Origin of the sequence: Collinsella sp. AF19-1LB, assembly GCF_003459655.1 — a bacterium.
GTDB lineage: Bacteria > Actinomycetota > Coriobacteriia > Coriobacteriales > Coriobacteriaceae > Collinsella.
Genome location: NZ_QRWO01000043.1, coordinates 1 through 11,986 on the forward strand (window position 1 = coordinate 1; position 11,986 = coordinate 11,986).

General features: G+C 56.8%; 11 protein-coding genes. 7 read left to right on the plus strand and 4 right to left on the minus strand.

Annotation, left to right across the window (positions count from 1 at the left end; genetic code table 11):
* Positions 1 to 29 precede the first annotated feature (29 nt).
* From DWX39_RS11370 to pdxS, 3 genes are all read right to left on the minus strand, one after another.
* Positions 30 to 185 carry a recombinase family protein gene (locus DWX39_RS11370; RefSeq protein ID WP_199411498.1) on the minus strand — a complete coding sequence of 52 codons (156 nt, stop codon included), beginning with the start codon at positions 183 to 185 and terminating at the stop codon, positions 30 to 32.
* 360 nt (positions 186 to 545) lie between these two features.
* Entirely contained in the window at positions 546 to 1,133 is a 588-nt protein-coding gene (gene pdxT, locus DWX39_RS10245) for a pyridoxal 5'-phosphate synthase glutaminase subunit PdxT (RefSeq protein WP_117759820.1), read from the minus strand.
* A 20-nt stretch (positions 1,134 to 1,153) separates the two neighbouring features.
* Entirely contained in the window at positions 1,154 to 2,044 is an 891-nt protein-coding gene (gene pdxS / locus DWX39_RS10250; RefSeq protein WP_117759822.1) for a pyridoxal 5'-phosphate synthase lyase subunit PdxS, read from the minus strand.
* 145 nt (positions 2,045 to 2,189) lie between these two features.
* On the opposite strand from pdxS, the gene DWX39_RS10255 reads away from it, so the two are divergent.
* Together DWX39_RS10255 and DWX39_RS10260 are read left to right on the plus strand one after the other, a co-directional pair.
* Entirely contained in the window at positions 2,190 to 3,626 is a 1,437-nt protein-coding gene (locus tag DWX39_RS10255) for a PLP-dependent aminotransferase family protein (RefSeq protein WP_117759823.1), read from the plus strand.
* Between the two features lie 542 nt (positions 3,627 to 4,168).
* Positions 4,169 to 5,050, plus strand: a complete 882-nt coding sequence (locus DWX39_RS10260) for a hypothetical protein (RefSeq protein WP_147336402.1) — start codon at positions 4,169 to 4,171, stop codon at positions 5,048 to 5,050.
* 241 nt (positions 5,051 to 5,291) lie between these two features.
* Here DWX39_RS10260 and DWX39_RS10265 read toward each other — a convergent pair whose 3' ends face one another.
* Entirely contained in the window at positions 5,292 to 5,852 is a 561-nt protein-coding gene (locus DWX39_RS10265) for a ferritin family protein (RefSeq protein ID WP_193221714.1), read from the minus strand.
* Between the two features lie 255 nt (positions 5,853 to 6,107).
* Between DWX39_RS10265 and DWX39_RS10270 the strand changes: the two genes are divergently transcribed.
* The 5 genes from DWX39_RS10270 to DWX39_RS10290 all read left to right on the plus strand — a co-directional run bounded on the left by DWX39_RS10270 (position 6,108) and on the right by DWX39_RS10290 (position 11,958).
* Positions 6,108 to 7,328 carry an iron-containing alcohol dehydrogenase gene (locus DWX39_RS10270; protein ID WP_117759829.1) on the plus strand — a complete coding sequence of 407 codons (1,221 nt, stop codon included), beginning with the start codon at positions 6,108 to 6,110 and terminating at the stop codon, positions 7,326 to 7,328.
* A gap of 8 nt (positions 7,329 to 7,336) precedes the next feature.
* Positions 7,337 to 8,716: an aldehyde dehydrogenase gene (locus DWX39_RS10275; protein ID WP_117759830.1), complete on the plus strand. Its 1,380-nt coding sequence runs from the start codon at positions 7,337 to 7,339 to the stop codon at positions 8,714 to 8,716.
* A 242-nt stretch (positions 8,717 to 8,958) separates the two neighbouring features.
* Positions 8,959 to 10,158, plus strand: coding sequence for an MFS transporter (locus DWX39_RS10280; RefSeq protein WP_158561655.1), 1,200 nt, complete (start codon positions 8,959 to 8,961; stop codon positions 10,156 to 10,158).
* Positions 10,159 to 10,385: 227 nt separating this feature from the next.
* Complete coding sequence (locus DWX39_RS10285) at positions 10,386 to 11,150, plus strand: ChbG/HpnK family deacetylase (RefSeq protein WP_117759834.1); 765 nt, start codon at positions 10,386 to 10,388, stop codon at positions 11,148 to 11,150.
* Positions 11,151 to 11,607: 457 nt separating this feature from the next.
* A complete protein-coding gene (locus DWX39_RS10290; RefSeq protein WP_233503181.1) occupies positions 11,608 to 11,958 on the plus strand; it encodes a hypothetical protein in 351 nt (116 codons plus the stop codon).
* Positions 11,959 to 11,986: the final 28 nt, after the last annotated feature.

The window sequence follows — 11,986 nt, forward strand, 5'->3', positions numbered from 1 at the left end:
CGTTCAGGCTGTTGCGCTGAGATTGAAAATCAACCCTCGTCAAAGGTGCGTTTGAGCAAGCCGACCTCCACCACGTCACGGCCTATTCTGCTCTGGTCTTTGACAATGACGGTAGCCACATTTCCGGCCCGTATCTCGTCCACCATAGCGTCCAGGCCGGGCCGCTTGAAGGTCGTTCCCCGCACCCCGTCATCGGTGAAGTGGCGGACATTAGTGAAGCCATTTTTCGGGCGTAGTCCTCCAGGATGCGCTTTTGATTTTCTACGGACACGCTCTCGTCAGACCGCCCATCGTCGTGAGATAACCTTTCGTACAATGCTGTGATTTTACCCTTTTGCTCCTGCTTCCTCATGTGTGTAACCTCCTGTTTTGTATTTTCACGACCTTTCTATCCTTATTATAGTGACCCTTTGGGGACGTTCTTGTTTGAGTAGTCGTTTAAGAACGTCCCCAACGACTACATAGTATGAGAGTGGATAATCTCCTGGTATGAGCCCATATTCATGCTCAAGGTGGGGGATTATCCACTCTCGTTTCTGTTCTTCCTACATTTGTAGGAGCAGTTCGTGGAGGCGGGTGTCTTCGTCGAGTTCGGGGTGGAAGGTTACGCCGAGCTGGTTGCCCTGGCGCGCGGCGACGATACGGCCGTCGACTTTCGCTAAGGCCTTTGCGTCGCCGTGCACCTCGACGATGCGGGGCGCACGGATAAATGTTAATGGCACTTCACCGTCGATGCCGTCTACCTGCCCCTTGGTGTGAAAGCTGCCGAGCTGTCTGCCATAGGCATTACGCTCAACGAGTACATCCATGGTTGCCAGGCGCGGCGTGCCCTTATCGTCATGGGCGGCAAGGTCGTGAGCCAGTAGAATCAAGCCGGCGCAGGTGCCCAGGACGGGCATGCCTTCAGCGATACGGGCGCGAAGCTCCTCGAGCATGCCCAGCTCATCAAGCAGCTTCCCTTGAACGGTGGACTCGCCGCCGGGAAGTACCAGACGGTCAAAGTCCTGCATCAAATCAGCCGCCTGCCTCAGCTCAATACAACGTGCGCCCAGCTCGGATAGTCTTGTCTCGTGCTCGGCAAAAGCGCCTTGGACCGCCAGCACGGCGACCGTCTGGCCTGCATAATCGCTCATGTGCGATCCTTTCTGCTGGACTAGCGTCCGCGCTCCTCCATGATGATCTCGATCTCGTCAGCGTTGATACCGACCATGGCCTCGCCCAGGTCCTCAGAAAGCTCGGCAATGAGCTTGGCGTCGGTGAAGTTTGCCACAGCCTTAACGATGGCGGCGGCGCGTTTGGCGGGGTTGCCGCTCTTAAAGATGCCCGAGCCGACAAAGACGCCCTCGGCACCCAGCTGCATCATCAGCGCGGCGTCCGCGGGGGTTGCTACACCGCCGGCGGCAAAGTTCACCACGGGAAGCTTGCCCGTGGCATGGACCTCGCGCACAAGCTCGACCGGAACCTGCAGCTGCTTAGCTGCCTCAAAGAGCTCGTCATCGCGCAGAGCAGCAACGTCGCAGATTTGCTTTTGAATCTTGCGCATGTGGCGCACGGCTTGGACGACGTCGCCCGTGCCCGGCTCGCCCTTGGTGCGGATCATCGTGGCGCCCTCGGCAACACGGCGCAGCGCCTCGCCCAGGTCGCGGGCACCGCAGACAAACGGGACGTCAAACTGGGTCTTGTCGATGTGGTAGACATCGTCGGCGGGGGAGAGAACCTCGGACTCGTCGATGTAGTCGATCTCGATGGCCTGAAGGACCTGCGCCTCGACGATGTGGCCGATGCGGCACTTGGCCATAACGGGGATGGAGACGGCCTCTTGAATGCCCTTGATCATCTTGGGGTCACTCATGCGCGACACGCCGCCGGCGGCGCGGATGTCGGCCGGGATGCGCTCAAGCGCCATGACGGCGCAGGCGCCTGCCTCCTCGGCGATGCGTGCCTGCTCGGGCGTGGTGACGTCCATGATGACACCGCCCTTGAGCATCTGCGCGAGCTCGCGGTTGAGTTTGACGCGATCGGCGTTGCTGGTCTGTTCTGCCATGGTTGCTCCCTTGGTTGGCATGTGCATTGCTTGACGGAACATCCTATCGGGGAGCTGGGTATGGCGAAATACTCAGTTTTCAAGATAATAACAAGGTCAGACTAATATCAGATTGAATGACTCGATAAGGTCAGGTGACAAACTCATGCTCGACTACAATTTGGAACAACGCGGCGAGGCATCGCTCTATGAGTATGTTTACCAGCAAATTCGAGATGATATCGTTGCTGGGCGCATTGCGGCGGGAGAGCATTTGCCGTCTAAGCGCGCCTTTGCCAGTCATCTGGGAATCAGTGTCATTACAATCGAAAATGCATATAGCCAGTTGCTTGCCGAGGGTTATATTTGCTCAAAGCCGCGGCGCGGCTACTACGCGTGCGAACTTCCGGATGCACCGGTTTTGGCTTCGGCTGCGGAGGGCATCGACCGAGATGTCGCCTCCGTGGACCCCAGCGTGCATGATGTCAACGGACGGGTCGAACAATTCGATGTACTGTCTCCTTCCGCTTTGGAGGCGGCGCGGCTTTGGCAAAGCGCGCTACGGGCGACGCTGACATCCGAAGACGAACGTGAAATCTTTTCGCCCGCGCCGGCGCAGGGCACCGCTCGGCTGCGACGTGCGATTGCGCACCATCTACGCGGGACGAGGGGCATGAATGTCGACCCCGACAACATCGTTATCGGTGCGGGCGCCCAGCTGCTCGATACCATGTTGGTTCAATTGCTTGGAGCCGACAAGGTGTATGCCGTTGAGGACCCGGGCTATTTGCGCCTGACGCGCATCTATCAGGCTATGGGTTGCCAAGTACGACATATCCCGTTGGATGATGACGGCGTGGACCTGAGCGCTCTGCAGAAAACCGGGACCGATGTCCTTCACCTGATGCCGTCCCATCAGTATCCGACCGGCCTTGTGACGAGCATTGCGCGTCGCTACGCGCTGCTGAGCTGGGCCACCGAGCGACCAGGTCGGTATCTCATCGAAGATGACTTTGATTGTGAGTTTCGCCTTGCCGGCAAGCCGATTCCCGCGCTCGCGTCGATCGATGCCGCCCAGTCAGTTATCTACACCAACACGTTTTCGAAGAGCCTGTCATCGGCGTTGCGTCTAGCGTACATGGTGTTGCCCGATGAACTAATGGAGCGGTTTAAGCACAACCTTGGTTTTTACGCCTCGTCGGTGAGCTCTGTTGACCAGGTCGCTTTGGCGCGTTTGCTGGAATCGGGTGATTACGAGCGACATGTGAACCGCGTGCGCGTTCGTGCTCGCGAGGCGCGTGATGGCCTGGCGGCGCTTGTGCGGAAGACATTTCCGGCGGGGGAGGTCTCGATCGAGCATGCAGACGCAGGCCTTTACTGCACTGTGGTTGCGGAGCGTGGAACGGGCGGAAGCTCTTTTGCACAGGCCCTCACGCGCTCGAGCATCCCTTTTGTCGATATCAGTGACTGTTATTGGTGTGCCGATAGCGCATCTGTCCATGAAAACCCGACTCGAATCCTTGTCCAGTATGACGATTTGAGTCCAAATGTGCTTAATACCTTGGAATTGCAGCTAATGGGGGACACTCTGCAATCTAAGTGAGTAGACTTTTGACGCTTTAGCGACCAGGCAGTTTTGTAACAAGCTATCTACCTGCGGTTTTGAAAAGCAGGATGATCGGTCTGCTCGGTAAGTTCGAAAAAGTCTACTCACTTGCCGCGCACAGCTCCTGCACGAGAAAAAAATGAGGTTTTCAACAGGGTCCCGTCCAGTTCTTGGCAAGCTTTTGGTCAGTTGGGGAGGGCTGTTGAAAACTTGACAGTCCGTTCGACGCCATTTTCGCTGCGTTCGCGCCATAGCGAGACCGGCTGTGTTGAAATCCGTGTTTTCCTGTGCCTATGAAGGATCTACTTTGTGACATATCGGCTTTTAGGTACTGGCGTTTGCCCCCTCAAGTCCGCGCTTTGTGTCCGCCGCTTCCACGACCAGAAGAAGACCGGCAGCGATATGACCTCTCCCGTAACCCGACGGCTGCGGTTGTGCTTGGCTTTCCGCTGTATACATTGGTTCGGACGAGAAACAAGCGGACTTGTCCAGCCAGCATGAGGCAGCGGCTGTTTCTTGGCGAGCTCCCCAGGGAATCTGTGCTGGAAACGGAGCATGGGTTTTTGATTACATCTCCTCTACTGACGGCATTCATCATGTCGCGGCATCTGACGGATCTTCAGCTTCTTTTGGTATTGGCGGAAATGTGCGGCTTGTTTGCGGTGTGCGCTCTGCCGGCGGCGCTTGAGGCGGAGCTTTCGCGTGCAATTGATTCGGGCGCGATTTCGACAACGCTGGGCTGGTCGCGCTGTCCGTCCGAGGACGGTACCGCCTCAAATTTATGGCGTCGAGACGCTTTGGTTTTGGGCGGCGACCTTGACCGTTTTTGTTCAGATGTTTGCGGGATGCGTTACGGCAATCGATTTATGGCGGTATCGCATCTCGTTCCATTGGGCGCCGCATCGCCTTTTGAGGTTGAGGCGTATTTGTTGTTTGGACTGTCGCGATCCCTGGGAGGTGAAGGTTTTTGCGGCATAGAGCTCAATGTCGAAGTGGCGCTAAGCGCAAGTGCTCGGGCGATTGAAGGCAAGTCCCGCGTATACATTGACCTACTTCTGTCTTCGCCGGACGGAAGGCGGCAGGTGGCCATCGAATGTCAGGGGAAGGCCTCACACGGGCGCGCGGGGGATGGCCTGCGTGACGCCGACCGTATGACGGCGCTTCAGGCCATGGGCTACGACGTCCTGCTCCTGACACACGGGCAGATATCCGATGAGGGTAGATTCCGCGCGATCGTAAAAGCCGTATGCAGGATGCTCGATGTTGAATATCGTGACAAAAGCTCGGATGAGCAAAGGGCCGAGGCATTACTCCGGTCTGAGCTATTCATGGACTGGTCAACACTGGGAGAAATCGGCGAAAGGATGCCCGTTAGATTTAAAAAGGCTCAATCGTGGACGGCAGCGGTTCTAAGTGAGTAGACTTTTGGCGTGATGGCGACCAGACCGGTTTGCAGCAAGTTATTTACCTGCGGTTTTATAAAGCAATATGGATGGTCTGCTCGGCAAGTTCCAAAAAGTCTACTCACTTATTTTTTGACGAAAAGCCGATGCCGAAGGTGGTCCTATTTCAGGGCGTTTACGAGTTGTCGAGACACAAAAAGACCCGAACCGATACGGTCCGGGCCTCATCGAGCTAGAGATTATCTCTCAGGCGGCTGGCTTAGGCAAAGTAGCGCTTCAGCAGGCCCTCGAAGGCCTTGCCGTGACGAGCCTCGTCGCGAGCCATCTCATGGACGGTGTCGTGGATGGCATCGAGGTTGGCAGCCTTGGCACGCTTGGCGAGATCGGTCTTGCCAGCGGTGGCGCCATTCTCGGCCTCAACGCGCATCTCGAGGTTCTTCTTGGTGGAGTCGGTCACGACCTCGCCCAGGAGCTCAGCGAACTTAGCGGCGTGCTCGGCCTCCTCATGGGCTGCCTTCTCGTAATAAAGGCCAACCTCGGGATAACCCTCGCGATGAGCGACGCGGGCCATGGCCAGGTACATACCGACCTCGGAGCACTCGCCCTCAAAGTTGGCGCGCAGGTCGGCGACGATGTCCTCGGGCACGCCCTCCTTGGCAACGCCCACAACGTGCTCGGCAGCCCAAGTAAAGCCACCCTCATCCTGCTTCAGGAAGCGGGAACCGGGCACTCCGCACTGGGGGCACTTAAAATCCTCGGGCAGCTGGTCGCCGTCGTACTCTTCAACATAACCGCAAACGGGGCAAACAAATTTCATGATTCGATCCCTTCGATCGATGGCGATGGTGCGCTCGCCCGGTCCCATAAGGGCCCTCTCCGGACGTGCGTCTTAACGAGTTCTATTATCCATAAATGAGACTGAAAGTGAAGCCTATTAGGAATGATTTTTAATAAAACATTTTTTAACAGATGAAGATGTTGATTGATTAACGGTTGGCAAGCCATTTTCGGACGACGATGAGTACAATCGGTCGATCAAAATGTTGACCTATCAACAAATAAAGGAGTTTCCTCTATGCATCTAGCCCGTCGTGCCTGGTGCCGAACATATCAGACGGTTTTTCGCATCGCATTGCCGGTGCTGCCCTATACCGAGCCATGCATTCTTGAGCACGCCCAGGATGTCCCCGCGGTGCTTCAAAAACGCTCGATACAGCGGGTTCTTATCGTGACGGATCCCGGTATTGCCAGCCTGGGGCTTACGGCCTCGCTCGAGTGTGCGCTCGCGTCCAAGGGAATCGGCGTTACGGTCTATGCCGAAACGCGTGCGAACCCCACGGTCTCGAATGTGGAGGAAGCGGCGTCCCTGTATCGGGAGAACGCCTGCCAGGCCATTATCGGCTTTGGTGGCGGTTCGGCCATGGACTGCGCCAAGGGTGTGGGGGCGCGCATTGCGCAGCCAAACAAGCCCATCAACAAGATGCGCGGCCTGTTGCGCGTCCACCGTCTCCTGCCGCTGCTTATCGCGGTTCCCACTACCGCCGGTACGGGAAGCGAAGTCACGCTCGCAGCGGTTATCACCGATGGCGAGACGCACTACAAGTACCCCATTAACGACTTTGTGCTTATCCCGCGCTTTGCGGTGCACGACCCCGAGTTTACGCGCGGCCTGCCCGCCTCCATTACTGGGCAGACGGGTATGGATGCCCTAACGCATGCTGTCGAAGCCTTTATCGGCCGCAGCACCACGCCCTACACGCGCAAGATGGCGCGTCAAGCGGTCCAGCTCATCCACGACAATTTGCTCGAGGCCAATAAACATGGCGACAACATGCAGGCGCGTCGCAATATGCTATCGGCGGCGTATAAGGCGGGCGTTGCGTTTACCCGCTCCTATGTCGGATATGTGCATGCCATCGCACACAGCTTGGGCGGACGATACGGGATTCCGCATGGCTTGGCCAACGCGATCATCCTGCCGCACATGCTTCGCGCTTATGGTGACGCCGCCGCCCCCAAGCTTGCCGATCTTGCTCGCATGGCGGGCATTGCGCCGGCTACCGCGCAGGACAGTCTTGCGGCCGAGGCCTTTATCGATTGGGTCGACCGTATGAACGCCGCCCTGGGAATCCCTAAATATGTGACGGGCGTTCGCCGCTCCGACATTCCCGAAATGGCGGCGCATGCCGATGTCGAGGCCAATCCGCTGTACCCCGTTCCGCTTTTGATGGACCGTTTGGAGCTCGAGCGTATGTACGAGGTCGTTGCGGGTGGTATGTTTGAAGACGAGAACTAGGAGGGCTCATGAACACCGAGGAGATTGCGCGCATCGTCGGCGATCAGCGCGCCTACTTTAAGACGCACGCCACGTTTGATGTCGACGCTCGCCGTCGCGCGCTCGTGCGCCTGCGTGATGCGGTACGGGCCCACGAGGGCGATATCGCCCATGCGCTCAAGACCGATTTGGGAAAGTCGCATGACGAGGCGTATATGTGCGAGATCGGCACGTCGCTTTCCGAGATTCGCCATCAGGTCGCGCATGTGGCTCGATGGAGCCGCCCGCGTCTGCGCCCCTGCGACCTCGCCAATGCTATTAGCGTGTGCAAGACGCAAGCCGTGCCCTATGGCGTCACGCTCATCATGGCTCCATGGAACTATCCGTTTTTGTTGACGCTCGAGCCGCTCGCCGGCGCGCTCGCTGCGGGTAACACCGTGGTCATCAAGCCGAGTGCCTATGCGCCGGCTTCGAGCGCGGTGCTCAAGCAAATCTGTGAAGAGGCGTTTGACCCCCGTTTGGTGACGGTTGTCGAGGGCGGGCGTGCCGAGAATGAGGCGCTGCTCGATGAATGCTGGGACAAAATCTTCTTTACCGGTAGCGTGCCGGTCGGCAAGCTCGTCATGGAGCGCGCAAGTAAAAACCTTACGCCCGTGACGCTTGAGCTGGGCGGAAAGAGCCCCTGCATTGTGGACGCGACGGCAAACTTGAAGGTCGCGGCACGGCGCATTGCCTTTGGTAAATGGCTCAACGTGGGGCAGACCTGCGTGGCGCCCGACTACCTGCTGGTCGATAGGCGTGTGCATGACGAGCTGCTGGGTCTCATCAAGGAGGAGGTCCGTCGCATGTTTGGCGAGCACCCGCTTGACAACGAGGACTACGGGCATATCGTCAACGCCAAGCATTTCGCGCGCGTACGCGGACTGATCGACCCCGACAAGGTTGTGCTGGGAGGCACGGCGCGCGAGTCGTCGCTCAAGATTGAGCCGACTATCCTAGACGGCGTGGCGCCTGAGGACGCCGTAATGCAGGAGGAGATTTTCGGTCCCATCTTGCCGGTGCTGACGTTTGAGAGCCTGGATGAGGCCGAGGCGTTTATCACGAATCGTCCGACGCCGCTGGCCCTGTATATCTTTAGTCAGGATCGCGCGGTTCAGCAGCGCTTTGTGCGCTACGCGCCCTTTGGCGGCGGCTGCGTCAACGACACCATCATGCATTTGGCCACGAACCATATGGGCTTTGGCGGCATGGGGGCGAGCGGTATGGGACAGTACCATGGACGCGAGAGCTTCGATACGTTTAGCCACAAGAAGAGCATCGTGAACAAGGCAACGTGGCTGGACGTGCCATTCCGCTATGCCCCGTATGCAAGCTGGAAGCACAAGTTCGTGCGCATGTTTGTGCATTAGAATCGATGACATAGAGACAAGCAAAATGGCCGCCCTCGCGTAAGCGAAGATGGCCATTTCTTATGCCCAGGCGCCGGAGCGCGGAGCGTTTTGAAGGCAACGCGCAGAGGCGGGACGCCAGATCGGTGCTAGAATACGGGACGACCGCAGTAAAGGGGAGATTATGCATATGTTCGAGACCTACATGGACTGATGGCGCTCAGGCTGTCTCGTTTGGTTTTCATATGCATGAGGGGTTTGTTATGTCCCGTCTTCTTTCTCCATCGCACCGTTTGGTTGCGGTAAATTTCTTTATTCAGCTTGCATTTCAGTCGACGTATTTTGTCGGCATCATTGGCTGCGGCGCCTACGTTCTCGGGGCCGGCGCATTTGAGACGTCCGCGCTCGTGTTTGGACTCAACCTGGTGCTCATTTTTGCAACGTTTTGCGCCGGCGCACTTGTGGACTCCTTGGGCCCGCGTCATGTGCTTCTGGCCGTTTGCGTCCTGCTATGTGCATCAGGCGTTTTTGGCCTTGTTGCTCCCGTGTCCTATCCCGCGCTTGCGCTACTCGCCATCTCTACCGGGCTGTTGTTTGGCGCGGGGACCACGGCCATGGACGCCTATCCGCGCTTTTTGACGGAGGCCCCCGAGGAGCTTCTGCACATTAACGGCCTCAACAACATCGCGACAGGCGTCGCGGTGATCGTTGGACCTGCGCTTGGAGGCGTTATCGCTTCGGTCCTTTCCAATCAAGGGGTGTTTTTCCTGCTTGCGGTGGCACCTGTTCCCGCTCTACTGCTTGCGACCTCGTTGCGTGAAGGCGCTGCTGTTCAGGGCATCGCTAAGCCGGAGTCTCGCGCTGAGGCGACGGGCTTGCGATCGCTTTGGGAAGGCGTTATTGCCACGGCAGCTGATGCCGACCTGCGCCTGATTTTTCTCATGGGCTTTATGGGCTTCTTTTCCTACGGGGCATTCGATTCGCTCGAGTCGCTGTTCTACCGCGATGTTCTTTGCGTGGGTGCGGAGTGGATGGGATGGCTGTCGGCCATTGCTGGCATCGGCGGAACACTGGGGTCGTACCTGATCATGCGCGTGCCGTCGGGACGCATCAGGCTGGAGCTTTTGGCGGCGATGCTGCTGGTGACGGGCGTGGGCTCCGTTGTGTATGTGGGTACCGCCCATGTTGCCGTCGCTGCGGTGGGGCAGCTTGTCTGTGGCATTGGTTTTGGCGCCATGGGACCGGTGCGCGTCACGCTCACCCAGCGCTTGAGCGACCCTGCCAAGGTGGGGCGCGTGCTGGGCGTGATGCGCGTGGGCCTCAACGGCGCCGGCGTGCTGCCGCTGGTCGTTGCTCCGTTTTTGGCCGATGCCTTTGGCGTGCAGGGGGTGCTTGTTGGCGCAAGCCTGGCAACGGCCGCTATCGCCTGCGCGTTTTGGGCAATCGCCCGGCGTCGGGGCTAGGCCCTCGGCATTCCGCTTGCCCTTCTGAATATAGTAGTTTGGGGGGGGCGAAATGTGCGCAGCCGCGATTGCGAGCGCTCGATTCTGCGCTATGACGCGGGGCTCGACGCCGGCGGCTACAAGTCCGCAAGCCACGACTGGAGCCTTGGATTCTTCGAGCTGTAATTCTCGAACCATCACAAAGGTATCCCCTTGTGGTGAGTTTTCCATAGATTGGGGGAGTTGTTATGAAACGGCTTTTAATCCGTGCCGACGACATCGGGTATTCGTATGCCGTTGACTTAGGCATCGCCCGCAGCGTCAACGAGGGTCTGGTGCGTTCGGTAGGCCTTATGCCCAATATGCCCGAGGCCGAACGTGGCTGGTCGCTCGTGGCAGATGCCGACGTTGCGGTGGGCCAGCATACCAACGTGTGTCTGGGCAGGCCGTGTGCCGATCCGGCGCGCATTCCGAGCATGCTCAACGAAAACGGCGAGTTCCATAGCAGCCGTACCTTCCGTGAGTATTTTAAGCGCGGCGAGGAGTTGATAGACTTCGACGAGGCCTGCATCGAGATCCGTGCGCAGCATGACCGCTTTGTCGAGATCGTGGGCCGCGAGCCGGATTACTTTGAGGCCCATGCTGTCATGAGCAAAAACCTTAACCGAGCTATCTCGGCGGTTGCCCAGGAACTGGGCCTTAAGGAGCAAAAGGCGAGCTTCGACCCTGCGGCAGTGGTGCATTGCGGAGATACCGACCTGCGCATGGTGATGCGCTCGATGGAGCCGGGCTACGAGCCCAAAGAGGCAATCATGCAGACGGTCCGCGAGATGGTGGACGGTGAGACGGTGATCTTTGTCTGCCATCCGGGCTACCTCGACCGCTTTATCCTTGAGAACAGCTCGCTTACGACCGATCGTGCCAAGGAGGTCGATGCACTGATCGACCCCGAGCTCCGCGCTTGGCTTGAGTCTCAACCCGATCTTCGCCTGATCGACTACCGCGACCTGTAGGGACCCAAGCCGCCACAAAGGGGACAGGCGCCTTTGTGGTGGTTCTGGCGCCGTTGCCATTATGGCAGCGGCGCCTTTTTGTCCGTGCGCATGTTTGTGTGTTTTTTAAAAAGCGATATACTAGATATAACGAAACAACGAACTGAATAAAGAATACAAAAAAAGAGCCACGACCAGTTAAAGCCTGAGAAACTTTAACTGCGAGCCTTAATTGATTACCACCAATCAATTAAAGAAGTCGAGACCCAAAATTTGGTAAAGTATTTAATTACTTTATTAATCAGATACTTAAATATCTGTAAACCCATTATATCGGGTTTTTGAGGGGATTTCAAGTCTTTAAGAAGATACCAGGCAATCAATTAAGAAAAACTTAGTTGATTGCCTTTTTTGTTGTGATTCAACTTTGATCGTAGCTTCTAACTAATTAATTTTCGTAAGAAAGGAGAACAGCTGAATGAATATCCCTTTTGTTGTAGAAACTGTGCTTCATGACGGCTTGTTAAAGTACAAATTTAAAAATAGTAAAATTCGCTCAATCACTACCAAGCCAGGTAAAAGTAAAGGGGCTATTTTTGCGTATCGCTCAAAAAAAAGCATGATTGGCGGACGTGGCGTTGTTCTGACTTCCGAAGAAGCGATTCACGAAAATCAAGATACATTTACGCATTGGACACCAAACGTTTATCGTTATGGTACGTATGCAGACGAAAACCGTTCATACACTAAAGGACATTCTGAAAACAATTTAAGACAAATCAATACCTTCTTTATTGATTTTGATATTCACACGGAAAAAGAAGGTTGATTTTCAATCTCAGCGCAACAGCCTGAAC

What these genes read in the sequence shown, in the direction of transcription:
- DWX39_RS10255 (WP_117759823.1), top strand. Translation starts at nt 2,190, where the DNA reads ATGCTCGACTACAATTTGGAACAACGCGGCGAGGCATCGCTCTATGAG.
- pdxT (WP_117759820.1), bottom strand. Translation starts at nt 1,133, where the DNA reads ATGAGCGATTATGCAGGCCAGACGGTCGCCGTGCTGGCGGTCCAAGGC.
- DWX39_RS10275 (WP_117759830.1), top strand. Translation starts at nt 7,337, where the DNA reads ATGAACACCGAGGAGATTGCGCGCATCGTCGGCGATCAGCGCGCCTAC.
- pdxS (WP_117759822.1), bottom strand. Translation starts at nt 2,044, where the DNA reads ATGGCAGAACAGACCAGCAACGCCGATCGCGTCAAACTCAACCGCGAG.
- DWX39_RS10290 (WP_233503181.1), top strand. Translation starts at nt 11,608, where the DNA reads ATGAATATCCCTTTTGTTGTAGAAACTGTGCTTCATGACGGCTTGTTA.
- DWX39_RS10270 (WP_117759829.1), top strand. Translation starts at nt 6,108, where the DNA reads ATGCATCTAGCCCGTCGTGCCTGGTGCCGAACATATCAGACGGTTTTT.
- DWX39_RS10280 (WP_158561655.1), top strand. Translation starts at nt 8,959, where the DNA reads ATGTCCCGTCTTCTTTCTCCATCGCACCGTTTGGTTGCGGTAAATTTC.
- DWX39_RS10285 (WP_117759834.1), top strand. Translation starts at nt 10,386, where the DNA reads ATGAAACGGCTTTTAATCCGTGCCGACGACATCGGGTATTCGTATGCC.